The organism is Rhizobium sp. AN5 (assembly GCF_900215255.1).
GTDB lineage: Bacteria > Pseudomonadota > Alphaproteobacteria > Rhizobiales > Rhizobiaceae > Agrobacterium > Agrobacterium tumefaciens.
Genome location: NZ_OCMJ01000004.1, coordinates 2,648,103 through 2,671,048, shown reverse-complemented (window position 1 = coordinate 2,671,048; position 22,946 = coordinate 2,648,103). Strand labels below are relative to the sequence as shown.

The following is a 22,946-nucleotide window of genomic DNA, read 5'->3' as shown; positions in this document are numbered from 1 at the left end:
CCGGCAGCGATGCCGGGCTTTTTTATTCGGGAACCGTACCGTTCAATGCAAGCGCATTTCCGGCAAGATAAAGCGAGCCGCCGATCAGGATGCGCGGCGGCGGCCCTTCGGGATCGAAGCGACGCGATAGCTCGTCCAGTGCCTCGGTCAGCGAAGATGTGGGTGCCGCAACCAGACCGGCATCAAAGGCCGCATGGGCAAGCACGACGGGATCGATCGCGGCATCAGTACCGCCGATTGGAACCGTGAAGACATACTCCGCGATATCCGCGAAAGCCTTGAAATAGCCCACCGGATCCTTGGTGTTGATCATGCCGGCAATGATGAAGAGCGGGCGCGGTGTCTTTTCTTCAAACCCCGCCATTGCCTCGGCAATGACTTCGCCCGCGCCGGGGTTGTGACCACCATCGATCCAGATTTCCGCATCCTTCGGAGCGATTTCAGCGATTTTTCCGGTTAGGACACGCTGAAGACGGCCGGGCCATTCCACTGTTGTCATGGCCTTTTCGATCATCCGCTCCGTCACCTCAAAACCGGCAGCCTTGATGGCCCGGATCGCGGCAGCGGCATTGGCAAGCTGGTGGCGACCGGGAAGACGCGGCAGCGGCGCATCGGTCAGGCCGAATTCATCCTGGTAGACCATACGGCCGAATTCTTCATGGGCGGAAAAATCCTGCCCATAGACTGATGCCGGGCAACCAAGACGCTCAGCCGTGGAAACGAGGGTATCCAGCGCCGCATCATACTGCTGATGACCAATGACGACGGGGGAACCCGACTTCATGATGCCGGCCTTTTCAGCGGCAATCAGCTCCACCCGGTCGCCGAGATAGGCCTCATGATCGAGCGATATCGGCATGATAACGGAAACGGCCGGATGGTTGATCACGTTGGTCGCGTCAAAACGTCCGCCAAGACCTACCTCAACGATGGCCGCGTCTGCCGGATGTTCCGAAAAAAGAAGAAACATGACCGCAGTCAAAATTTCGAAAACGGTAATCTTTTGCCCTTCGTTGGCCACTTCGATGCGACGCAGGGCATCAGCAAAGACGGCATCCTCAACGAAGCGACCTCTCTCACCCGTCACACCAAGACGATAGCGTTCGTGCCAGTTGACGAGGTGCGGTTTGGTATGGACGTGCACGGCCAGTCCAGCCGCCTCCAGCAATGCCCGGCAGAAGGCGCTGACAGACCCCTTACCGTTTGTGCCCGCCACGTGGATAACGGGCGGCATCCTCTTTTGGGGATCACCGAGTTTTTCCAGAAGACGGGAAATTCTGTCCAGTGAAAGATCAAAACCCTTGGGGTGGAGCTGCATCAGCTCTTCGATGATCTTTTCGGCCTCGCCGATTGCGGGCTTCGTCATATCTTCTGTTCGCCTTTCAGGCGTTGTCTTGGCCATTTGTCCGCCGCACCCGAGATGAGATCATGCAACGTATAACGTCATCCCGAAGGCGCTTCCCGCCTCCGGGCGACATATTTTTCCGTCAGGCCGAAGCCGCAAGCGGAATGACCGCGTTTGCTTCTGCCGGAGCCTTCGTCATGATCTTGAGAAGGCTTGCCAGCGTATCGGGAATCTCGCGGCGATCGATCACCATGTCCACCATGCCGTGCTCCAGCAGGTATTCGGATGTCTGGAAGCCTTCCGGGAGCTTTTCGCGAATGGTCTGCTCGATCACACGCTTGCCCGCAAAGCAAATCTCGGCGCCCGGCTCGGCGATATGCACGTCACCCAGCATGGCATAGGAGGCCGTGACACCACCCGTCGTCGGGTTCGTCAGAACCACGATGTAGGGCATGCCTGCTTCTTTCAGCATGTTGACAGCAACCGTGGTGCGCGGCAGCTGCATCAGCGACAGAATGCCTTCCTGCATGCGGGCGCCACCGGAGGCCGGGAACATGACCAGCGGGCAACGCTCGGAAATGGCGCGCTCGAACGCCTTGACGATGGCTTCGCCGGCCGCGATGCCGAGAGAACCGCCCATGAACTGGAATTCATGCACGACGGCAACGATCTTCAGGCCTTTCAGGAGGCCAACGCCGGCAAGGATCGTATCTTCCTGCTCGGTCTTCGTGCGGCTGTCGCGCAGACGGTCGGTGTATTTCTTGGAATCGCGGAACTTCAGCGGATCCTGCGCTACCTTCGGCTGCGGCAAGGCCTCATAGACGCCACCATCGAAAAGATCGACGAGACGCGCCTTTGCCGGCATCTTCATGTGGTAACCGGAAGCCGGAATGACCCACTTGTTATCTTCCAGATCCTTGTGGAAGACCATCTCGCCCGTTTCCGGGCACTTGATCCACAGGTTCTCAGGAACCTCCGGGCGGCGGCCAAGCATGGAATTGATCCGGGGCCGTACGTAATTGGTGATCCAGTTCAACTGACTACTCCTGACTGGGCCGCGCGCTTATTCCGCAGCGGCAAGGCGCGACGCACGCACGCCCGTTGAAAGTCCTTTTACCAGCGTCGTGACGGATGGCACGGTATCGGCGGTTGCCTGCCCGTCCTTCGTCAGACTGCCGGCAATCTGGTTGACGATGGCCGAACCGACCACCACGCCATCCGCCACGGCACCGATCGCTTTGGCATGATCGGCCGTCTTGACACCAAAACCGACGCAAACCGGCAGTTCCGTATGCGCCTTGATACGACCGACCGCGCCAGAGATCAACGAGGGATCGGGCAGTGCGGAACCGGTAATACCGTTCATCGATACGTAATAAACGAAACCTGAGGTATTTTTAAGAACGGTCGGCAGGCGCTTGCCATCCGTCGTCGGCGTGGCGAGACGGATGAAATTCACGCCGCGCGCCAAGGCGGGCACGCAGAGCTCATCATCCATTTCCGGCGGCAGATCGACCACGATCAGACCATCGACGCCAGCCGCCAACGCATCGTCCAGAAATTTGTCGACGCCGTAGATGTAGATCGGATTGTAATATCCCATCATCACGATCGGGGTCGCGTCGTCTTCCTTGCGGAACTCGCGGGCGAGATCGAGCGTGGTTTTCAGCGTCTGACCGCCTTTCAGCGCGCGTTGTCCCGCGAGCTGGATCGCCGGGCCATCCGCCATCGGGTCGGAAAACGGCATGCCGAGCTCGATAACGTCGGCGCCTGCTTCCGGCAGGGCCTTCATGATGCCGAGCGAGGTTTCGAAATCCGGGTCGCCGCCCATGAAATAGGTAATCAGAGCCGGGCGGTTTTCAGCGCGCAGATCGGCAAAGCGCTTGTCCATACGTGCAGTCATGGTCTTACATTTCCATTCCGAGGAACTTGCTGACGGTGTGGACATCCTTGTCCCCACGACCCGAAAGATTCATCAGGATGATCTCATCCTTGCCCATCTTCGGTGCGCGCTTGATGACTTCCGCCAGCGCGTGGCTTGGCTCCAGAGCGGGAATAATGCCTTCGAGGCGGGTCAGCATCTGGAAGGCGTCCAGCGCCTCATGGTCCATGATAGGCACATATTCCACGCGGCCGATATCGTTCAGCCAGGAATGCTCAGGGCCGATGCCGGGATAATCGAGACCTGCGGAGATGGAATGGCCTTCCTTGATCTGGCCATCCGCGTCCTGAAGCAGGTAGGTGCGGTTGCCGTGCAGAACGCCCGGCGAACCGGCCGTGATCGAAGCGCAATGCTCCTCACCTGAAAGACCCCTGCCGCCAGCCTCGACGCCGACAATACGGACACTCTTGTCATCAAGGAAAGGATGGAAGATGCCGATGGCATTCGAGCCACCGCCAACAGCCGCAATGACCATATCCGGCAGACGGCCCTCCGCCTCCAGCATCTGTGCCTTTGCTTCCTCACCGATGACGGCCTGGAAATCGCGAACCATTTCCGGATAGGGATGCGGGCCGGCAGCTGTGCCGATCAGGTAATAGGTGTCGTCGACATTGGTGACCCAGTCGCGCAGCGCCTCGTTCATGGCATCTTTCAGAGTGCCGTGACCAGCCGTTACCGGCTTTACCTCAGCGCCCAGAAGCTTCATGCGGAAAACATTCGGCGCCTGACGGGCAACATCCGTCGCGCCCATATAAACGACGCAAGGCAGGCCGAAGCGTGCGGCGACCGTCGCCGAGGCAACGCCGTGCTGGCCGGCACCGGTTTCGGCAATGATACGGGTCTTGCCCATGCGCTTGGCAAGCAGGATCTGGCCAAGGCAATTGTTGATCTTGTGCGAGCCGGTGTGGTTCAACTCTTCGCGCTTGAAATAGATCTTGGCGCCGCCCAGTTCGGCCGTCAGGCGTTCCGCGAAATAAAGCGGGCTCGGGCGGCCGGTGTAATGAGCGCCGAGATATTTGAGTTCTGCCTGAAATTCGGGATCGGTCTTTGCCTTGTCCCACTCCGCCTGCAAATCCAGAATGAGCGGCATCAGCGTTTCGGCAACGAAGCGGCCTCCGTAAATGCCAAAACGGCCGTCCTCATCGGGACCGGCGCGGAAAGAATTGGGTGTTGGCGCGTCGTTCACTTCAAGCTCCCTTTGGGCCTTTCGACCAATCATTCACCACATCGAAGAATGCGTCGATCATCGCAAGATCCTTGACGCCCGGCGCGCTCTCCACACCAGACGACAAATCCAGTCCGCCAGCTCCGGTTTCGGCCAGAGCCTCCGCGACATTGTCCTTGTTCAATCCCCCGGAAAGCATGTAATCGATACTTCCGTCAAGAGAGCGCAAGATGGTCCAGTCGAAGGATACTCCGTTGCCGCCCGGCAACTCGGAACCCGCAGGCGCCTTGGCATCCAGCAGGAAACGGTCGGCTATGCCTATATAGGGATCAATCTTGGCAAGATCAGCGGCGTCGCGAACGGAAAGCGCCTTCATTACCGGTAGGCCGTAGAGTGCTTTGATGTTCAGCACTCTCTCCGGGCTTTCACTGCCGTGCAATTGCAGAATATCCGGTCTCAGCAGATCAACGATCTCGTCCAGATCATCATTGTCGGCGTCGACGGTAACGGCGACCACCTTGGCGGCGCCACGGGCAGCTTCCGCCAGCCTGCCGGCGATATCGGGCTCGATGTTGCGAGGGCTTTTTTCAAAGAAAATAAAGCCGACATGGGAGGCGCCGCGCCTGACGGCACGCTCCAGCGCTTCCGGTGTCTTCAATCCGCAAATCTTGATATCCGGTTTCATACCCGCGACCTGACACGAAATGCGACAAGAGTCGAGCCAAATCGCACCCGTTTTCCATGGAATGTTTCACGTGAATCCAGATGGCGATCCACGCCTCCACTTTCAATCAAAATCGATGGCGTGGAGTTTAGAGCCGTGACGTTTCAGCCATTCCTTGGCTTCCTGCGTATGCGGGCAGAGTTTTTCGCACAGGGCCCAGAATTTCGGGCCGTGGTTCATTTCCCGCAGATGCGCAACCTCGTGGGCTGCGAGATAATCGATGACCTTCTCCGGCGCCATGACGATACGCCACGAGAAACTCAGATTTCCATCATGGGAACACGAACCCCAGCGGCTGCGGGTATCCTTCATGCTGATGGATCGCACGGGCTTTCCGGCCGCGCTCGCATGAACCGCAACCAGCCTCTCCAGATCAGCCTTCGCTTCCTTTTTCAGAAAGGTGGCCACCCGTCTGCGCAGGTGTTCGGGCGCTCCGCTGACTTTCAATACCGCCGTGCCGTCCTCGTCTCTGGAGATATGAGTCAGGCCACGCAGGCTACCGGTGTGATGGATACGATGGGATACGCCGCGAATATCAACCGACGCACCATGACGCAAACCGTCATCTGGGCTGATTTTCGAAAGCTTGCCTTCAATCCAGCCCTGATGCCTTTCGAGAAAATCATCCACCTGGCCATGGTGAAGCCCCATCGGGATCGTCAGCTTCAGGGCCCGGCCGCCGGGCTCGATGCGCAAGGTGATGCGGGTGGCGCGCGGATTTTCCTTTACCGTAATGGGCACATGACGGCCAGCCACCTCGACGGTGCGCTGGCTGGGCGCTACCTTTTTCGGCGCCGGCGACTTCACGGATTTTCTGAGGAACGAAAACATGAATGGTTCATAACCGATTCGACACCGCCTTGGCCACGCAAATGCGCGGCATCGCCTGGCTTCCAGCGCTAGACAGTCTGGTTCTTGCGGAAGAATTCCACCATGCGCGGCACGATTTCCTTGCGGAAACGCGACCCGTTGAAGACGCCGTAGTGACCGACGTCGGGCTGCATGTAATGGGCGCGCTTTTCATCGGGGATGTTCCGGCAAAGATCGTGCGCGGCTTTGGTCTGGCCCACACCGGAAATATCGTCGTTTTCGCCTTCCACAGTGAACAGCGCAACGTTACGAATGGCAGCGGGATCGACCGCCCTGCCCCGATGCTGCATGTTTCCCTTGGGAAGCGCGTGCTCGATAAAAACGGTTTCCACCGTCTGCAGGTAGAACTCCGCCGTCAAATCCATCACGGCCAGATATTCATCGTAAAAATCGCGATGCTTCTCAGCGGAATCGCCGTCGTTCTTGACGAGGTTCAGGTAGAAATCCTTGTGCGCAGTCATGTGCTTGTCGAGGTTCATGGACATGAAGCCGGATAATTGCAGGAAGCCGGGATAGACATTCCGACCGAAAGCCGGCTGCGGCCACGGTACCTGCATGACGACATTGTCGCGGAACCATTCGATTGGCTTGGCCGTGGCCAGACCGTTGACGGCTGTGGGATTGATGCGCGTATCGATCGGACCGCCCATCAGCGTCATGGATGCAGGCGCGAAACCATCACCATCGGCTTCCATCAGGGACACTGCGGCCAGAACCGGAACCGAGGGCTGACAAACGGCGACCACATGGGCGCCGGGCCCGATCTCGCGCAGCATATCGATGACGTAGCTGATGTAATCGTCGAGATCGAATGTCCCTTCGGTGACTGGCACCATGCGGGCATCGATCCAATCGGTGATATAGATATCCGCCGATGGCAGCAGCGCCTCGACCGTTCCCCGCAGCAATGTGGCGTAGTGGCCTGACATAGGCGCCACCAGCAGCACCTTTGGATCTGGTTTGCGGGCCGTATCGAGTTCTTTTTTGAAATGAACGAGATTGCAGAAGGGACGCGACCAGACGATCTCTTCAGTGACGGCAACGGTCCGGTCATCGACGGTGGTAGTCGCCAGACCGAACTCCGGCTTGATGTAACGGCGCGTCAGGCGCTCGAATACCTCAAAGCCTGCATCGAGGCTTCGCCCGAAGGCGGTGCTGGAAAGCGGGTTTAAAGGATTGCTGCAGGCCTGGCGCATCATATCGGCACCGGCGCGCAGTGGCGCCATCGCCGCATGGTTCATTTCATAGAGGTGGTAGAACACTGATTACGCCTCCTCGCGGATCAAGCTCTTTTTTTGACCATAGCAGCTTTTCGCAACTGCACAAAATCGAAGGCGCCGGTGGTTTCCCTCCGGCGCCTCAATTTCAGTTGAACGTTTGTCGATAATCAGATGTCGGCGACGAAGGTCTGTTTCTGGGAACCGAGGCCTTCAATGCCGAGTTCAACGACATCGCCGGTCTTGAGGTAACGCGGAGGCTTCTGGCCCATGCCGACGCCCGGAGGCGTGCCGGTGGAAATGACGTCGCCCGGATGCAGAGACATGAACTGGCTGAGATAGGAAACTACATGCGCGACGCCGTAAACCATGGTCTTGCTGGAGCCGTCCTGCATCGTCTGGCCGTTGACCTTCAGCCACATTCCGAGGTTCTGCGGATCGGTGATTTCGTCCTTCGTGACCAGCCAGGGGCCGATCGGACCGAAGGTGTCGCAGGATTTACCCTTGGTCCACTGTCCGGCACGCTCCGTCTGGAACGCGCGCTCAGAAACATCGTGCGAAACGCAATAACCGGCGACGTAGTCGAGAGCGTCGGCCTCAGATACATATTTCGCGGTCTTGCCGATGACGACGCCGAGTTCGACTTCCCAGTCGGTCTTCTCAGAACCGCGCGGAATGACAACATCGTCGTTAGGACCGACGATCGCCGAAGTCGCCTTCATGAAAATGACCGGTTCCGGCGGTACGGTCGCACCGGTTTCAGCGGCGTGGTCGGAGAAATTGAGGCCGATGCAGATGAATTTTCCGGTTCCGGCAACGCAAGCGCCGATGCGCTCTTCGGAGATCACGGGAAGAGTGCCGAGGTCGATGGCGGCAATCTTCTTCAGGCCTTCCGGAGAAATGGCTTCACCGCCGATGTCTTTGACATAAGCGGACAGATCGCGGACTTTTCCTTCCGCGTCGAGGATCGCAGGTTTTTCCTGGCCAGGCTGGCCAACGCGCATCAATTTCATGGAACTCTCTCCCGGTTGTCAGACAAGGTGATGCATATATGAACGATACATTCATACTTGTCACCCCTTGACTGCTGCGACTTTCGAAAAATACCTTTTCCCTCCCGACAATCAAAAGGACACGCCCGTGACGAACAGCAATTCCCGGCAATCCGAATATCCCGTCGATCCACTCTTCCTCGATCGCTGGTCTCCGCGCGCATTCGATGGAGATGCGATGCCGAACGAGCATCTGCTGACCATTCTAGATGCTGCGCATTGGGCACCCTCCGCTTCAAATCAGCAACCGTGGCGATTTGTCTACGCGCACAAGGATAGCGAGGATTGGCCGCTCTTCGTGGAACTGCTGATGGAAGGAAACCAGCGCTGGGCAAAAAATGCCTCGGTGCTGCTCTTCGTCCTTTCCCGCGACCACAATATTTCACGAGAGGGTGAGAAAAAACCTTCAGCGACCCATTCCTTCGACGCCGGTGCGGCATGGTTTTCACTCGCCATGCAGTCGCATCTGCTCGGTTACCACGCCCATGGCATGGCCGGCATATTTAAAGACCAGATCGTGGAAAAGCTTGATGTTCCGGATGGATATAAGGTGGAGGCCGCAGTTGCCATCGGCACATTGACCGACAAGGCTGTTCTCCCTGACGATCTGGCAGAACGGGAAGTGCCCAGCAAGCGCCTCCCCCTTTCGGAGGTGGCTTTCAAGGGGCGGTTCACCGGCAAGGCCGATTGATATCCGACAACACAGATGACAAAAGGCCCGGCGGAGATTGACCGCCGGGCCTTTCGTTAAAGTTTCGTTTCACGTGAATCGTCACGCGAGACGTCCCACAGGATTAAATGTCGAGGTTAGCAACGCTGAGCGCATTTTCCTGAATGAAGTCGCGGCGCGGTTCCACCTCATCGCCCATCAGGCGCGAAAACAGACCGTCGGCATCCGTCGCATCGTTGACCTTGACCTGCAGCAGCGAACGGACATTGGCGTCGAGCGTCGTTTCCCACAGCTGCTCGGCGTTCATTTCACCGAGACCCTTGTAACGCTGCATGGAAAGACCCTTGCGGCCGGCGGCAAAAATAGCATCCAGAAGCGCACGCGGTCCAGCCAGTTCCATAGTGCCGTCCTTGCGTTGCAGAACCGGTGGAGTGACGTAAATATCGCGCGTGCGGGCCGCGAGTTGATCGATATGACGGGCATCGGCCGAACCGATCAGGCCCATATCGAGCGTCGAGATTTCCTTGACACCGCGTACCATGCGCTCGAAGCGCAAGCCGCCATCTTCCAGCACCGTGCCGGACCAGCCGCGTTCGGTTTCTTCCGCGATCATGTCCAGACGCCGGGCCACTTCGGCAACGGTTTCCTGGGCTCGGGCAGCATCGGCCGAAAGCTCGGGGTTCAGGGCGCCGGCAATGGCGGCCTGTTCCACGATGGAGCGGCTGTAGCGGGAATGCAGACCGTCGATCAGCGTGCGCATGCGCACCGCATCGAGAATGACTTCACGAAGGTCAGCGCCGATGCGTACTTCGCCGGAGCCGAGCGTCAGCGACGTATCCTCGATGCCCATCGAGATCAGATATTCTTCCAGCGCCTTCTCATCCTTGAGGTACTGCACGGATTTGCCGCGCGTCACCTTATAAAGCGGCGGCTGGGCGATATAGAGATGGCCACGCTCGATCAGTTCCGGCATCTGGCGGAAGAAGAAGGTCAACAGCAGGGTACGAATGTGGGCGCCGTCGACGTCAGCATCCGTCATGATGATGATCTTGTGGTAGCGCAGCTTGTCCGCGTTGAATTCGTCCTTGCCGATCGAGGTGCCGAGCGCGGTGATCAGCGTGCCGATTTCCTGGCTGGACAGCATCTTGTCGAAACGGGCGCGCTCAACGTTCAGGATCTTACCGCGTAGCGGCAGGATGGCCTGCGTTTCGCGGGAGCGGCCCTGCTTGGCCGAACCGCCTGCGGAATCACCCTCGACCAGGAAGAGTTCGGATTTCGCCGGATCGCGTTCGGAACAATCGGCAAGCTTGCCGGGCAGAGAGGCGATATCGAGCGCACCCTTGCGGCGCGTCAGTTCGCGCGCCTTGCGGGCGGCTTCACGGGCAATGGCCGCTTCCACCACCTTGCCGACAAGGATCTTGGCGTCGGACGGATGTTCCTCGAGCCAGGTGGACAGGGCCTCATTGACGAGACTTTCCACGACAGGGCGCACTTCGGACGAAACGAGCTTGTCCTTCGTCTGCGAAGAAAACTTGGGGTCGGGAACCTTGACGGAAAGAATTGCCGTCAGTCCTTCGCGGCAGTCCTCACCCTGCAAGCTGACCTTTTCCCTTTTCATGATGCCGGAAGTCTCGGCATAGGATGTCATCTGACGCGTGAGCGCCGCGCGGAAGCCGGCCATATGGGTGCCGCCGTCGCGCTGGGGAATATTGTTGGTGAAGCAGAGCACATTTTCATGGTAGCTGTCGTTCCACCAGAGCGCGACCTCAACCGTGATGCCGTCCTTTTCGCCATGAATGGCGACCGGCTTGTCCACCAGCGGTTTCTTGGCGCGGTCGAGATAACGCACGAAGGCTTCAAGACCGCCATCGTAGAGCAACTCTTCCTGCTTGATATCAGAATGACGCTTGTCGGTGAGCACGATACGCACGCCGGAGTTCAGAAACGCCAATTCGCGCAGGCGATGCTCCAGCGTACCAAAATCATAATCCGTCATGGTGAAGGTGTCGGGGCTCGCCAGGAAGGTGACTTCCGTGCCGGAGCGGCCTTCATATTCGCCAATGACCGAGAGCGGAGCATCGGCAACCCCATGGGTGAAGCCGATTTCGTGCAGCTTGCCATTGCGGCGGATTCTGAGCTTCAGCCAAACCGAGAGCGCATTTACGACCGAAACGCCGACGCCATGCAGACCGCCGGAAACCTTGTAGGAGTTCTGGTCGAATTTTCCGCCCGCATGAAGCTGGGTCATAATGACTTCCGCGGCGGAAACGCCTTCGGAAGAATGGATATCAGTCGGAATGCCGCGTCCGTTGTCCGTTACCGTCACCGAACCGTCGGCGTTCAGCGTCACCGTCACCAGATCGGCATGACCCGCGAGCGCCTCGTCGATGGCATTGTCGACCACCTCGTAGACCATGTGATGCAGACCGGAGCCGTCATCGGTATCGCCGATATACATGCCGGGCCGTTTGCGCACAGCATCAAGACCCTTGAGGACCTTGATCGAATCGGCTCCGTATTCAGTGTTGGCGCCGACTTCGCTTGACGATGTTTCGGTCATAAGTACTCTTTCCAAAATTTCCTGGCCAAGTTTTCAGTGAGAAGGCCTGAAGCCCGCGAATCACTCAAATCCGACATACGACTATAGAAATTCTACACTCAATCCCAAAGGCCACATGCCTCAGAACGCTGCATAAAGCAGGGGATAGAGGGGTTTCAATCGCAAGAACGGCTTTTTTGTAGCACCGCTGACAGTTCCTCTATCACACTCAGCGGCAGCTTGCGAATATCCCGCGCCAGCCGATTGGCAAAAGCCGTATATTGCGGCGGCAGACCGACCGTGTCGATCGCCACCTTGGGGTCGGAAGAGCCGGCGAGAAAGAACAATTCCTCCGCCTCATCCCAGATGATGTTGAAATATCCGGCGATGCGCTGGAGGAGATCGAAGCTCGGTTTGCCGCGTTTGCCGTGCTCCAGTGCCGAGAGATAAGCGGGGGAAACGCCGATTGCCGCTGCCATCTCCCTCTGTGTCACGCCCTTGCGCTCACGAAGCAGCCGCACGGCTTCTGCAAAGGGCGTCATGATTTTTCACCCTTGCGGCGCGCCAACCGGACATAGAGAGCGCCATCGCCGCCGTGATTGGCGGATGCGTCCTCATAGGATGAAATCAAATAACGATATTCCGGTTTGGCGAACCACATGGGCACGGCCCTTTTCAGAGCACCATCGCTGCCGATGGAGCGACCCTTGCCGGTGATGACGAGCACGTGCCGAAGGCCCCGTTCGTGCGCCCGCAAGAGAAAATCGAGCAGAACCGCATGAGCTTCGCTCTGAAACATGCCATGCAGATCGATACGGCCTTCCAGCGGCAACCGCCCGCGCGTCAACTTGCGCTTAACCGGCTTTTCCATCGGTTGATGAATTTTTGGCTTCTTGTCCGGCGTAAAGGGCGAAACGTCCACCGGCTCCGCGAGCATCCTTGGGAAGACGGCGTTTGCCGTTTGCGGGACGACAGGTTCCGCCGCGGTTTCCTCGATATCGTCGAAAGCCAGCAAATCCTCCAGCCTGCCGGAGATGGGTCGGGCTGTTCTTGCGACCTTACCCCACAGAATGCGTTCTTCCTTGCCGAGCTTTCGACTGCCCTTCATCGCCGATACCTTTTCGCAGCAACATGCGGGAGCAGCATATAGAAATCCGCGTCGTTGCGCACCGTGCCTGCAAGTTCCCCGGCTTCGAAACCCGAGCCGGTGAAAATGTCGCCGCGTGCCGGGCCAACGATGGCCGAGCCGGTATCGAGCGCCAGCATCAACCGCGCGAAGGGCTTGCCATTACCCAGGTGGGTCAATGACGGCGCATGGATGAAAAAAGGAAAACCGAAGGTGTGGATGAGCCTGTCCACCGCAAGCGCCCGCCCGGCGACCAGCGGCACCTTGGCGGCGGCGATCGGTCCCATATCCAGGCCGGCAACATCAGCCTCCCGGAAAAAAATATAGGAGCGATTATGCCATAGCACCCCATCCACCTCATCCGGATTGTCGGCGAGCCATTTGCGAATTGTCTGCATCGAGATCGTTTTCGGATCCAGTTCCCCACGATCCAGAAGCAACCGGCCGATCGGCGAGAACGGATGCCCGGCCTTGGCGGCATAGGTGATGCGTTTCACCTCTCCATCAGGAAGCAGAAGACGGGCAGCACCCTGAACGTGGACGAAAAACAGATCGACCTTCGATCTCGCCCAGGCAATCTCAAGCCCCCTGCCCTGCAGATATCCTTCGTCGATCGCGCGGCGATCAGGAAAATAGGAAATGCCGTCATCGCCCTCTCTGCCAAAAGCATAGGACGGATCAAAACCGCTCGGGCGATTTTCGTCATCGATATCCACCAGTTCCGGTGGGCGGCGGTAGACCGGATACTTCCAGACATCGTCGCGGACTGACGATACCTCAAGCTCCGGTTCATAAAAGGCAGTTACAAAACCGCGTTTTCCGCCGGGTGGTGAAATTTTGAAAGGTACACAATTCGTCTCGAAAAACCGGCGGGCCTGCTGCGGACTATCCGCTTGTTCCTCATCCGCCAGTTCCAGAAGCGAGGCCAGTTCGCCGGCGGTGAGACCCAGCGCGCCGGTCCTGTAGGGTTTTGAGTTCCGAAGATGTGACAGGATCGTCCGCATCGCCGGAAACAGCTTACGCGGATCGTCCTCCTGCCATCCCGGCAGATCACCGAAAGAAACTTCTTCGAATGAAAAGGGCGTATTCATTGCTCGGATTCAGTGGCGATCAGCTTCCAGTTGGGATCGCGCGAGCGGACATCACGCGAGAAGGTCCAGATGTCGTCCACTTCCGCAACCGCATCGGGATCGCCGTCCACCAGCTGGCCATCCTTGTCATAGGTGGCCGAAATCAGCTGGCTGACTATTCTGAGCGTGATCTGCTCTTCGGAATCGCGGATACCGGCCTGGGTGATATCGGCCTTCTCTATTCCCACGAAAGTGGACTTAACCACCTCGCCGCGACTTTCCCGCTCGGAAATGGCCGCCTCGAACCCGTCGAAAACTTCCTTCGACAGAAGGTTCTTCAACGTCTTGCGGTCACCATCGGCAAAACCCATGACGATCATCTCATAGGCCATACGGGCGCCGTTCAGGAATTCCTTGGGGCGGAAGGTCGGGTCCTTGGTCATCAGCTCGCGCAGGGATGTATTCAAGGCAGTATCGACGGGTGCCAGAGCATCCGCCTCGGCAAAGCGGTTTTCGTCCTCCGCCTCAGAGCGTTTGGGCAGGGTCACGACCTTGTTATCGTCCGTGACGGGGCCTTTCGCGACATCGCGCGGGGTGTAAGGGTCGAATGGCGGCTTCTCATTGCCGGTTCGGCGACCAAGAACGCTGCGCAGCTGAAGAAAGATCAGCACCGCTGCAACGAGAAAAAACAATGTGATAAAGTCGCTAAAGCCCATCTTTTACCAAAACCGCCATTTAAATTCAAAAACCTGAACATCATATAGTCTGCATCTTATCATCATTCAAATGTGCAGATTCAATCATCGGTGTTCTCGGGAACCGGCAATCTGCCAGAGATGCACACGCAAGGCTAGAAGATGCGTTTTTCCTTTCTCCCCATCGTCATCCTGATGATGCCAATACTGGAAATTGCCGGTTTCATCATCGTCGGCAAGACAATCGGTCTGTGGCTGACATTGGCGCTCGTCCTGTTCACGTCGTTTCTGGGGTTGCTGATCCTGCGGCTCGGCGGCATCGGCATGGTGAGAAATCTTCAGGCCGCAGGGCGCACCGGCGCCCAGCCTGCCGATGAGCTGGTCAATGGCGCCATGCGCGTCGTGGCGGGCATCCTGCTGTTCATCCCGGGTTTCATCACCGATATCCTCGGTCTCCTGCTTCTGTCGAAAACGGTAAGACGTTTTTTCTGGAAGATCCTCGGACCCCGTGTCGTCGTGGCCGGTTCTTTTCGCCAGTCGGGTCAACCCGGCGACCAGACTGGCCCGCAAACCGGTGACTTTTCCGGGTTCAGCAATGGTCAGGGAAATAAGGGTAGCTCCAAGGTCGTGGACCTCGACGAAGAGGAGTTTCACCGCGAAGGGCCAAAGGATTCTCCGTGGTCCCAAAAGCCGGATGATCGCAACCTGCCCAAACCCTGAAGGCACGGCGAAGGGTTAGAGAGGCGAGAGCACGAGGGTTGTAAGGCTCAAGTCAAAATGATAGACCGCCTTCCACGAAATCACGCCGCGAGGAAACGTAATGACCGCTGAAAATGGCGCACAGGGCGCAGTTAGTCCTTCCCTCAACATTCTTACCCAGTACATCAAGGATCTTTCTTTCGAAAATCCGGGTGCTCCTCGTTCGCTTCAGGCTCGTGACAATGCGCCGTCGATCAACATCAATGTCAATGTCAACGCAAATCCGATTTCGGGTTCGGATTTCGACGTTGTGCTGACGCTGAATGCCGAAGCCAAGGATGGCGACAAGGTTCTGTTTGCAGCCGAGCTGGTTTATGGCGGCGTGTTCCGCATTGCCGGTTTCCCGCAGGAACATATGCTGCCGGTGCTGTTCATCGAGTGCCCTCGCCTGCTGTTCCCCTTCGCACGCCAGATCATCGCCGATGTCACCCGCAATGGCGGCTTCCCGCCGCTAATGATCGATCCGATCGATTTCGCGCAGATGTTTTCGCAGCGCGTTGCCGAGGAACAGGCCAGAGCCAAGGTTCAGGCCGTACCGAACTGAATGGCACGCGACGCCGCTCTTTTTAGAGTTCAGACAAAACAAAACCCGGGTTCATCGCCCGGGTTTTTTTTATTTGACGGTGCTCGTCATTTTTCAACGGCGCATCCCAACGCCAGGCGCACTTAATTCTGGTAACGGTTCCAGATCGCCTTGTCGCCCATACCGAGAACAAGCTTGCCGTGCGCCGCGATGGTCTCCGCATCCAGTCTTGATGGTAGAGGATGCGGCCTTTGCAACGGCTCATTCGGGACATCATCATCCTCGATCGTGACCGCTTGCTGTTTAGAGCCGGAACCGAAACCGAGCGCTGTCTGGCGCCCACCAATCATTTCTATGTAGACTTCGGCGAGCAGTTCGGAGTCGAGAAGCGCGCCGTGCTTGGTGCGGTGGGAGTTGTCGATCCCGTAACGCCGGCAAAGTGCATCCAGGGAATTCGGACCCATAGGGTGCTTGCGGCGTGCAAGCGAAAGCGTATCCGTCACCAATTCAGATGAGACCGGCGCAATGCCGAGGCGGGCAAATTCCGCATTAATGAAACCCATGTCGAATGTCGCATTATGCGCCACCCAGCGGGCACCTTCAAAAAACTCGCGGATCTCGTCAACGACATCGGCGAATTTCGGTTTGTCTTTCAAGAAGTCGTCGGTAATGCCATGCACCGCAAGCGCGTCCGGGTGAACCTTGCGATCTTCCGGGTTGATATAAATATGCAATGTGCGGCCGGTCGGAAAATGGTTGTTGAGCTCGATGCCGCCGATTTCGATCACGCGGTCCAGCTTCGATTCAAGGCCTGTGGTTTCCGTATCGAAAATGATCTCACGCATTTTTCTCTCCGTTGCCCGAACCGTCACTTAGTCTCTGCAGAATTTCTCTTACCTGATCCCGTGCCGCTTCGACACCACTTCCGCTATCGATGATAAAATCGGCGCGCCGGCGCTTTTCGGCATCGGGCATCTGCCGGGCCAATATCATTTCGAATTTCTCTTCCGTCATGCCGGGACGGGACAAAACTCGCTGGCGCTGTATTTCCTGCGCGCAACTAACAACGACTATTTTATCGACCCTCGTTTCCGCGCCGGTTTCAAACAGCAGCGGGATATCGAGAACGGCGAAATTTTGATTTTCCTCTCTCGCCTTACGGAGAAAAGCCTCCTGTCTTTCACGAACAAGCGGATGGACGATTGCTTCTAGCTTGCTAAAATTAGCCGGATTCTCCCTGAGGATGTTACCCAGTTCAAGACGGTCGACCGTGCCGGAAATGGTCGTGCCCGGAAAGGCGGCTTCGATCATCGGCACGGCTTCGGCTGAATAGAGGTCGTGCACAACCGCATCAGAATCGAGAATCGGTATCCCTTCCGAGGCAAACAGTTTCGCCGTGGTCGTTTTTCCCATTCCGATCGAGCCGGTGAGACCGATGACGATCATCAATGTTTCTCCATATCCTCGATGATGAGGGAACGAAGGGTGTCATCAACTTCCGGCGTTTCGCCGAACCATTTTTTAAAGCCGGGTTTTGCCTGATGAAGGAGCATGCCAAGCCCATCGACCGTCGCAATACCCTGCGTCTGCGCCATCTGGAGGATGGGGGTTCTCAACGGCACATAGACGATATCGGTTACAACAGCACTTGCGGCGAGCGGCGAAAAATCAATCTCGGGCGCTTCCGTTCCGTCCATACCAAGCGATGTCGTGTTCACAAACAACCCGGCGTCCTGCATGACTTCATGAAGCGCGCCCTGAGGATGGGAAAAAACCCGTGCACCGAAACGGTCGGCCATTTCACGGGCACGTTCGACCGTGCGGTTAAGGACATGGATTTCGGCAATGCCGCGGTCCCGCAGCGACTGAACGACGGCCCTGCTTGCACCGCCGGCTCCGAACACCACCGCCCGGTCGGTTTTCTCCCAGCCGGGATGGCGTTCATCGAGATTGGAAACGAAGCCATAGCCATCAGTATTGGTGGCATGCAGCCTGCCCTCTTCCATCCAGACGGTATTGGCTGCACCCAGTTCCTCCGCCAGTTCGTCGGGACTATCCGCCAACTTGTAGGCCACTTCCTTGTGCGGAATTGTGACATTGCCACCCACCGCTGCACCAGGTCCCTGTTCCTTCAGTGCCGTGATGAAATCGGGGAAGTCATCGGGGGCAACCTCAATGGCCTTATAGGAGCCGGGTATCCCGAATTTCTTCAGCCAGTAGGAATGGATGATAGGCGACCGGGAGTGCTTGATCGGATAACCGACAACGAAGGCATTTATAGTTAATGTTTCACGTGAATCAGCCATCGATGACATCCATGTCGCGCAGTTTCATTAAGAGAGGCAGAAGCGGCAGGCCGAGAATGGTGAAATAATCCCCCTCTATCGAAGTAAATAGCTGGATTCCTTCGCCCTCGAGCTGATAGGCACCGACACTGCTCAAGGCCTTCTCACCCACGCGTTGCAGGTGGCGGGAGACGAATTCGGCGCTCAAATTTCGCACCGAAAGCTCGGCACTGGAAATCGTCTGCCATACGACATCACCGCCGCGGGCAAGAACGGCTGCACTGTTCAGGCGATGAACCTTGCCGGATAATGAGAGCAGATGCGCTTCAGCTTCGGCCATAGTTTTTGGCTTGTGGTATACACGGGCACCGAGCGCCATCGTCTGGTCGCATCCAAGAACGAGCGCTTGCGGATGCAGGGCGCTTACCGCGAGCGCCTTGGCCTTGGCCAATTCCAGCGCAACCTCTTCCGGCTTTGCGCCATTTTTTTCCAGCTGCTCATCGAGCGCGCGCTCGTCAATATCCGCCGGGATCGCCGAAAATGTCAGCCCCGCATTGCGCATCAACATCTGACGGGATGCGCTGGACGAGGCGAGGATCAACTCTTGTTTCATCGACTGTCTGCTCCGAATGGTGCGATCCGGATTATCGTGTCCTCGGACGAAGGGCAAGGATTGCCGCGGCCGTTTCCTCTATGGAGCGGCGTGTAACATCGATCAGCGGCCAATTGTTACGGGCACAGAGCGCACGCGCATATTTCAACTCTTCCATGATGGTGGCGCGATCCGTGTAGCGCCCGCTGTCAAATCCACCGGTCGTGCCGAGTTCCCGGTTTTCACGCACCTGCGATATGCGGTCCGAGGTCGCGACAAGACCGACGATCAAAGGACGGGTGGCGGCATAAAGGCTTTCCGGCAACGGCACGTTTGGAACGACCGGTATATTGGCAGTCTTTATGCCTCTGTTGGCGAGATAGATGCTTGTCGGTGTTTTCGACGTCCGACTGATCCCGATGATGACGATATCGGCTTCGTCATAGCTTTCCGGCATTTGCCCGTCATCATGGTCCATCGCAAAATTGAGCGCTTCGATCCGCGCGAAATAATCCGCGTTCAGCGCGTGCTGCGCCCCGACCCGCCGTCTCGAAGGTGCGCCGAGATAGGTCTGGAAAATGCCGATGATCGGTTCGAGGACGTTGACGCACGGCACCCCGATCGCGTGACAGCGCAAATCCAGGAACTCGGCCAGCTGCTGATCCACGATCGTATAAAGAACGATGCCCGGTTCCTTATCGATCAGATCCAACACCTGGGCGAGCTGCTTCTGGTTCCTGATCATCGGATAAACATGTTCCACCGGCATCGAAGCGTGGAACTGCGCCGAGACGGCACGACCGGCCGACATGAGAGTCTCTCCGGTTGAGTCCGAAATCAGGTGCAAATGGAAGAAACTTTTTTTGTTCTCCACGCTGTTTTTCTCTCGCTGTTGATAAACCGGGACAAACTTCCGAATTGTTCCGCGGGCCGAGCCGCCTCGTGGATAAAGTGGGTTTTTTCCACAATCCGCAAGTGGCGTCCTTGCTATCAGGCATGCCTGTGAATTGTCTGGAAACTCTGAACTTGTTCAAATCTGTCCACAGATGATCCACAGGCAACGGCTTCAGAGGATAGAACTTAAACCACTGAAAATATTATATAAATATCTATTATCCCATTTATCGCCATGAAGCGACGAAATGCCTTTTCCAGGTCTTGGCGCTAACACCCGACTGCGGCATATCGACTGGAAAGATTTTAATCCTTGCTACTCACCGACTCTAAGAAATAGAAAATCTTTTAAATCTCTTAGATTTTATTTTTTAGAAGTTGGGTGGCATGAGAGAGCGTAAGGTTTTAAAGGTGTTGAACGGGCAGACGGTCACACCTCCGCCCATATGGCTGATGCGGCAGGCAGGGCGTTACCTTCCGGAGTACAGGGAAACGCGAAAGAACGCCGGCAGTTTCCTCGATCTCTGTTATAATCCCGAACTGGCAACCGAAGTGACCCTTCAGCCCATTCGCCGGTTCGGTCTTGATGCAGCTATCCTCTTTTCCGATATTCTGGTGATACCGGATGGGCTTGATCGCAATGTTTCCTTCAGCGAGGGAAAGGGTCCGGCCATGGATCCGATCGATGTGGATGGCATCGACAGGCTGGATGCGAGCAATGTCATTGCGCATCTTTCGCCCGTTTTCGAAACCGTCTCCCGTTTGCGCCAGACCTTGCCGGATGAGACGACGCTTCTTGGTTTTTGCGGTGCGCCCTGGACGGTTGCAACCTACATGATTGCCGGCCACGGAACGCCTGATCAGGCGCCGGCGCGGTTGTTCGGTTATCGGGAGCCGGCAGCCATGGAGAAGCTTCTTGCCTTGCTGGCTGAGGTTTCCGCCGATTACCTAGTGGCGCAGATTGATGCCGGCGCCGATGCGGTGCAGATTTTCGATTCCTGGGCCGGGGTGCTCGGCGAGAAGGAATTCGAGGAATATGCGGTAAAACCCGTCGCCCGCATCATCGCCTCGGTGCGCGCTCGTCGCCCCTCCGCGAAGATCATCGCCTTTGCCAAGGGGGCCGGTTATCTTTTAAAGGATTATCGCCGCAAAACGGGCGCAGACGCCATCGGGCTCGACTGGTCGGTGCCACTCGGTTTTGCAAGGGACTTGCAGAAGGAAGGCCCGGTACAGGGCAATCTGGACCCCATGCTGATGGTGGCGGGTGGCAAGGCTCTGGAGGACGGTATCGACGCTGTGCTGCAGGCTCTTGGACAGGGCCCGCTGATCTTCAATCTCGGCCATGGCATCACGCCGCAGGCCGATCCGGAAAACGTTGCAAGGCTGGTGCAGCGGGTGCGTGCCAGCGGAGCCGGGGCATGAGCGGCGAGAAGCAGACCTCCGCCCGCTCAGGAAACAGGGCTGCCCTTCGCGCAGGTATGGCGCTCGGTGTCTTTGCCGCTTTTGTCGCGCTGTTATTTTACGCCGATCCTGCAGATCTCTATCTCTGGATCAAGGCGCTTCATATCATCGCGGTGATTTCCTGGATGGCGGCGATTTTTTATCTGCCGCGGCTGTTCATTTACCACACCGATGCACCCACCGGTTCGCAGCAATCCGAAACCTTCAAGGTGATGGAACAGCGGTTGATCAAGGTCATCATGAACCCGGCGATGATGATAAGCTGGATATTGGGGCTTTATCTCGCATGGTCGGTTTATGGTTTTTCCGGCGGCTGGCTACATGCGAAAATCGCGCTGGTGGTGCTTCTGACCATCGCCCATGTCTATTTCACCCGCAGCGCCAAACGGTTCGCCGGGGATGAAAATATCAGGTCTGCCCGTCACTGGCGGTTGATGAACGAGGTTCCGACGGTACTGATGATCCTCATAGTCATACTTGTGGTTGTGAAACCCTTCGGTTAAGAGGTCGCAACGATAAATTTCGCGGAATTCGTGCTTTCCTCTTGCAGTAGCCCTATTCAATCGCTATTTTCGGAACACTCATCTCGTGGCATGTGAATTATTCAGTCATCTGCGGCTTCTCCCTCAGCATCTGATTCGCGAACACGCCCTCCCCCGACATTACATTATCAAACGGTCTTTCCTTCATGGCTGAAATGAAGCTTCAGGAACTTAAGAGCAAATCGCCTACCGACTTGCTAACTTTTGCTGAATCCCTGGAAGTTGAAAATGCGAGCACCATGCGCAAGCAGGAGCTTATGTTCGCAATCCTCAAGGTTCTCGCGAGCCAGGACATCGAAATTATCGGCGAAGGCGTCGTTGAAGTCCTTCAGGACGGTTTCGGCTTTCTACGGTCCGCAAATGCAAATTATCTGCCCGGTCCGGACGATATCTACATTTCGCCCTCGCAAATTCGCCGTTTCTCTCTGAAGACCGGCGATACTGTCGAAGGGCCGATCCGTGGACCCAAGGAAGGCGAACGTTATTTCGCGCTTCTCAAGGTCAACACGATCAATTTTGACGATCCTGAAAAGATCCGTCACAAGGTTCACTTCGATAACCTGACGCCGCTCTATCCGAATGAGCGGTTCAAGATGGAGCTGGAGCTTCCGACATCGAAGGATCTGTCGTCGCGTGTGATCGATCTGGTCGCGCCACTTGGCAAGGGCCAGCGTGGATTGATCGTCGCGCCGCCGCGTACCGGTAAAACTGTTCTTTTGCAGAACATCGCGCATTCCATCACGGCTAACCATCCGGAATGTTACCTGATCGTTCTTCTGATCGACGAACGTCCGGAAGAAGTCACCGACATGCAGCGCTCGGTCAAGGGTGAGGTGGTGTCGTCAACCTTCGACGAACCCGCTGTACGCCACGTCCAGGTCGCCGAAATGGTCATCGAAAAGGCGAAGCGCCTTGTCGAACATGGCCGCGACGTCGTTATCCTGCTCGATTCCATCACCCGCCTCGGCCGAGCCTATAACACGGTCGTTCCGTCTTCCGGCAAGGTCCTGACCGGTGGTGTGGATGCCAACGCGCTGCAGCGGCCGAAGCGTTTCTTCGGTGCCGCACGTAACATCGAAGAAGGTGGTTCGCTGACGATTATCGCGACCGCGCTGATCGACACCGGTAGTCGCATGGACGAAGTCATCTTTGAAGAATTCAAGGGTACGGGTAACTCGGAAATCGTGCTTGACCGTAAGGTCGCTGACAAGCGTATCTTCCCGGCGCTCGATATTCTCAAGTCCGGTACACGTAAGGAAGACTTGCTGGTGCCGCGTCAGGATCTCCAGAAGATTTTCGTGCTTCGCCGCATTCTCGCGCCGATGGGAACGATGGATGCCATCGAATTCCTGATCGACAAGTTGAAGCAGACCAAGACCAATTCGGATTTCTTCGAATCCATGAATACCTGATCCGGAGTTTTACCGGGCCCATCGACAAAGCTTTAAAGCCGCATCCGTTCATTCGGATGCGGC

At 57.1% G+C, this 22,946-nt stretch carries 24 protein-coding genes; 6 read left to right on the top strand and 18 right to left on the bottom strand.

What is annotated here, in order from left to right; all coding sequences use genetic code 11:
- Positions 1–22: 22 nt before the first annotated feature.
- The 8 genes from CRP02_RS25650 to CRP02_RS25615 form a co-directional block, all read right to left on the bottom strand.
- The gene (locus CRP02_RS25650; protein WP_179784132.1) at positions 23–1,402 is read right to left on the bottom strand and encodes a bifunctional folylpolyglutamate synthase/dihydrofolate synthase; all 1,380 of its coding nucleotides are present in this window, start codon (positions 1,400–1,402) and stop codon (positions 23–25) included.
- A gap of 85 nt (positions 1,403–1,487) precedes the next feature.
- Complete coding sequence (gene accD, locus CRP02_RS25645) at positions 1,488–2,381, bottom strand: acetyl-CoA carboxylase, carboxyltransferase subunit beta (RefSeq protein WP_013635186.1); 894 nt, start codon at positions 2,379–2,381, stop codon at positions 1,488–1,490.
- 27 nt (positions 2,382–2,408) lie between these two features.
- A complete protein-coding gene (gene trpA, locus CRP02_RS25640) occupies positions 2,409–3,248 on the bottom strand; it encodes a tryptophan synthase subunit alpha (RefSeq protein WP_003516338.1) in 840 nt (279 codons plus the stop codon).
- 4 nt (positions 3,249–3,252) lie between these two features.
- Positions 3,253–4,473, bottom strand: a complete 1,221-nt coding sequence (gene trpB / locus CRP02_RS25635; protein WP_038489230.1) for a tryptophan synthase subunit beta — start codon at positions 4,471–4,473, stop codon at positions 3,253–3,255.
- A 1-nt stretch (position 4,474) separates the two neighbouring features.
- On the bottom strand, positions 4,475–5,137 hold the full coding sequence (locus CRP02_RS25630; RefSeq protein WP_097172652.1) for a phosphoribosylanthranilate isomerase: 663 nt from the start codon (positions 5,135–5,137) through the stop codon (positions 4,475–4,477).
- 102 nt (positions 5,138–5,239) lie between these two features.
- The gene (locus CRP02_RS25625; RefSeq protein ID WP_097172651.1) at positions 5,240–6,007 is read right to left on the bottom strand and encodes a M48 family metallopeptidase; all 768 of its coding nucleotides are present in this window, start codon (positions 6,005–6,007) and stop codon (positions 5,240–5,242) included.
- 68 nt (positions 6,008–6,075) lie between these two features.
- Entirely contained in the window at positions 6,076–7,308 is a 1,233-nt protein-coding gene (locus CRP02_RS25620; RefSeq protein WP_097172650.1) for a polyhydroxyalkanoate depolymerase, read from the bottom strand.
- A gap of 125 nt (positions 7,309–7,433) precedes the next feature.
- Positions 7,434–8,276, bottom strand: a complete 843-nt coding sequence (locus CRP02_RS25615) for a fumarylacetoacetate hydrolase family protein (RefSeq protein WP_097172649.1) — start codon at positions 8,274–8,276, stop codon at positions 7,434–7,436.
- Positions 8,277–8,403: 127 nt separating this feature from the next.
- Here CRP02_RS25615 and CRP02_RS25610 point away from each other — a divergent pair, with 127 nt between their 5' ends.
- Positions 8,404–9,006 (top strand): nitroreductase family protein, encoded by a 603-nt coding sequence (locus CRP02_RS25610; RefSeq protein WP_097172931.1) that lies wholly within the window; start codon positions 8,404–8,406, stop codon positions 9,004–9,006.
- Between the two features lie 103 nt (positions 9,007–9,109).
- Here the strand turns inward: CRP02_RS25610 and gyrB are convergent, their stop codons facing one another.
- The 5 genes from gyrB to CRP02_RS25585 all read right to left on the bottom strand — a co-directional run bounded on the left by gyrB (position 9,110) and on the right by CRP02_RS25585 (position 14,436).
- Positions 9,110–11,545, bottom strand: a complete 2,436-nt coding sequence (gene gyrB / locus CRP02_RS25605) for a DNA topoisomerase (ATP-hydrolyzing) subunit B (protein WP_097172648.1) — start codon at positions 11,543–11,545, stop codon at positions 9,110–9,112.
- A gap of 155 nt (positions 11,546–11,700) precedes the next feature.
- The gene (locus CRP02_RS25600) at positions 11,701–12,066 is read right to left on the bottom strand and encodes a helix-turn-helix domain-containing protein (protein ID WP_097101045.1); all 366 of its coding nucleotides are present in this window, start codon (positions 12,064–12,066) and stop codon (positions 11,701–11,703) included.
- A complete protein-coding gene (locus CRP02_RS25595) occupies positions 12,063–12,632 on the bottom strand; it encodes a Smr/MutS family protein (protein ID WP_097101044.1) in 570 nt (189 codons plus the stop codon). Before CRP02_RS25595 ends, CRP02_RS25600 begins: the two co-directional genes overlap by 4 nt.
- Positions 12,629–13,741 carry a murein transglycosylase A gene (locus CRP02_RS25590; protein WP_097172647.1) on the bottom strand — a complete coding sequence of 371 codons (1,113 nt, stop codon included), beginning with the start codon at positions 13,739–13,741 and terminating at the stop codon, positions 12,629–12,631. The genes CRP02_RS25595 and CRP02_RS25590 overlap by 4 nt, the downstream gene beginning before the upstream one ends.
- On the bottom strand, positions 13,738–14,436 hold the full coding sequence (locus tag CRP02_RS25585; RefSeq protein ID WP_143539338.1) for a Tim44/TimA family putative adaptor protein: 699 nt from the start codon (positions 14,434–14,436) through the stop codon (positions 13,738–13,740). The genes CRP02_RS25590 and CRP02_RS25585 overlap by 4 nt, the downstream gene beginning before the upstream one ends.
- 141 nt (positions 14,437–14,577) lie before the next feature.
- On the opposite strand from CRP02_RS25585, the gene CRP02_RS25580 reads away from it, so the two are divergent.
- Together CRP02_RS25580 and secB are read left to right on the top strand one after the other, a co-directional pair.
- Complete coding sequence (locus CRP02_RS25580) at positions 14,578–15,135, top strand: FxsA family protein (protein WP_097172646.1); 558 nt, start codon at positions 14,578–14,580, stop codon at positions 15,133–15,135.
- Positions 15,136–15,235: 100 nt separating this feature from the next.
- Positions 15,236–15,718 (top strand): protein-export chaperone SecB, encoded by a 483-nt coding sequence (secB, locus tag CRP02_RS25575; RefSeq protein ID WP_003516359.1) that lies wholly within the window; start codon positions 15,236–15,238, stop codon positions 15,716–15,718.
- Positions 15,719–15,840: 122 nt separating this feature from the next.
- Here secB and dnaQ read toward each other — a convergent pair whose 3' ends face one another.
- From dnaQ to CRP02_RS25550, 5 genes are read right to left on the bottom strand one after another with little or no spacing between them, the layout of a single operon-like run.
- Positions 15,841–16,542: a DNA polymerase III subunit epsilon gene (gene dnaQ / locus CRP02_RS25570; RefSeq protein WP_097172645.1), complete on the bottom strand. Its 702-nt coding sequence runs from the start codon at positions 16,540–16,542 to the stop codon at positions 15,841–15,843.
- Positions 16,535–17,143, bottom strand: a complete 609-nt coding sequence (gene coaE / locus CRP02_RS25565; RefSeq protein WP_097172644.1) for a dephospho-CoA kinase — start codon at positions 17,141–17,143, stop codon at positions 16,535–16,537. Before coaE ends, dnaQ begins: the two co-directional genes overlap by 8 nt.
- Complete coding sequence (locus CRP02_RS25560) at positions 17,143–18,003, bottom strand: shikimate dehydrogenase (RefSeq protein WP_097172643.1); 861 nt, start codon at positions 18,001–18,003, stop codon at positions 17,143–17,145. The genes coaE and CRP02_RS25560 overlap by 1 nt, the downstream gene beginning before the upstream one ends.
- On the bottom strand, positions 17,996–18,595 hold the full coding sequence (locus tag CRP02_RS25555; RefSeq protein WP_097172642.1) for a Maf-like protein: 600 nt from the start codon (positions 18,593–18,595) through the stop codon (positions 17,996–17,998). The genes CRP02_RS25560 and CRP02_RS25555 overlap by 8 nt, the downstream gene beginning before the upstream one ends.
- Positions 18,596–18,626: 31 nt before the next feature.
- A complete protein-coding gene (locus CRP02_RS25550) occupies positions 18,627–19,448 on the bottom strand; it encodes a pyruvate, water dikinase regulatory protein (RefSeq protein ID WP_097172641.1) in 822 nt (273 codons plus the stop codon).
- Between the two features lie 407 nt (positions 19,449–19,855).
- On the opposite strand from CRP02_RS25550, the gene hemE reads away from it, so the two are divergent.
- The 3 genes from hemE (at position 19,856) to rho (ending at position 22,883) form a co-directional block, all read left to right on the top strand.
- Positions 19,856–20,890: a uroporphyrinogen decarboxylase gene (hemE, locus tag CRP02_RS25545; protein ID WP_097172640.1), complete on the top strand. Its 1,035-nt coding sequence runs from the start codon at positions 19,856–19,858 to the stop codon at positions 20,888–20,890.
- On the top strand, positions 20,887–21,432 hold the full coding sequence (gene hemJ / locus CRP02_RS25540) for a protoporphyrinogen oxidase HemJ (protein WP_097172639.1): 546 nt from the start codon (positions 20,887–20,889) through the stop codon (positions 21,430–21,432). The genes hemE and hemJ overlap by 4 nt, the downstream gene beginning before the upstream one ends.
- A gap of 185 nt (positions 21,433–21,617) precedes the next feature.
- Positions 21,618–22,883, top strand: a complete 1,266-nt coding sequence (rho, locus tag CRP02_RS25535) for a transcription termination factor Rho (protein WP_013637014.1) — start codon at positions 21,618–21,620, stop codon at positions 22,881–22,883.
- Positions 22,884–22,946 lie beyond the last annotated feature (63 nt).

Coding starts and splice junctions, on each gene's coding strand:
- CRP02_RS25650 (WP_179784132.1), bottom strand. CDS start 1,402: ATGGCCAAGACAACGCCTGAAAGGCGAACAGAAGATATGACGAAGCCC.
- trpA (WP_003516338.1), bottom strand. CDS start 3,248: ATGACTGCACGTATGGACAAGCGCTTTGCCGATCTGCGCGCTGAAAAC.
- CRP02_RS25630 (WP_097172652.1), bottom strand. CDS start 5,137: ATGAAACCGGATATCAAGATTTGCGGATTGAAGACACCGGAAGCGCTG.
- CRP02_RS25625 (WP_097172651.1), bottom strand. CDS start 6,007: ATGTTTTCGTTCCTCAGAAAATCCGTGAAGTCGCCGGCGCCGAAAAAG.
- CRP02_RS25615 (WP_097172649.1), bottom strand. CDS start 8,276: ATGAAATTGATGCGCGTTGGCCAGCCTGGCCAGGAAAAACCTGCGATC.
- gyrB (WP_097172648.1), bottom strand. CDS start 11,545: ATGACCGAAACATCGTCAAGCGAAGTCGGCGCCAACACTGAATACGGA.
- CRP02_RS25600 (WP_097101045.1), bottom strand. CDS start 12,066: ATGACGCCCTTTGCAGAAGCCGTGCGGCTGCTTCGTGAGCGCAAGGGC.
- CRP02_RS25595 (WP_097101044.1), bottom strand. CDS start 12,632: ATGAAGGGCAGTCGAAAGCTCGGCAAGGAAGAACGCATTCTGTGGGGT.
- CRP02_RS25590 (WP_097172647.1), bottom strand. CDS start 13,741: ATGAATACGCCCTTTTCATTCGAAGAAGTTTCTTTCGGTGATCTGCCG.
- CRP02_RS25585 (WP_143539338.1), bottom strand. CDS start 14,436: ATGGGCTTTAGCGACTTTATCACATTGTTTTTTCTCGTTGCAGCGGTG.
- CRP02_RS25580 (WP_097172646.1), top strand. CDS start 14,578: ATGCGTTTTTCCTTTCTCCCCATCGTCATCCTGATGATGCCAATACTG.
- secB (WP_003516359.1), top strand. CDS start 15,236: ATGACCGCTGAAAATGGCGCACAGGGCGCAGTTAGTCCTTCCCTCAAC.
- dnaQ (WP_097172645.1), bottom strand. CDS start 16,542: ATGCGTGAGATCATTTTCGATACGGAAACCACAGGCCTTGAATCGAAG.
- coaE (WP_097172644.1), bottom strand. CDS start 17,143: ATGATCGTCATCGGTCTCACCGGCTCGATCGGAATGGGAAAAACGACC.
- CRP02_RS25560 (WP_097172643.1), bottom strand. CDS start 18,003: ATGGCTGATTCACGTGAAACATTAACTATAAATGCCTTCGTTGTCGGT.
- CRP02_RS25555 (WP_097172642.1), bottom strand. CDS start 18,595: ATGAAACAAGAGTTGATCCTCGCCTCGTCCAGCGCATCCCGTCAGATG.
- hemE (WP_097172640.1), top strand. CDS start 19,856: ATGAGAGAGCGTAAGGTTTTAAAGGTGTTGAACGGGCAGACGGTCACA.
- hemJ (WP_097172639.1), top strand. CDS start 20,887: ATGAGCGGCGAGAAGCAGACCTCCGCCCGCTCAGGAAACAGGGCTGCC.
- rho (WP_013637014.1), top strand. CDS start 21,618: ATGGCTGAAATGAAGCTTCAGGAACTTAAGAGCAAATCGCCTACCGAC.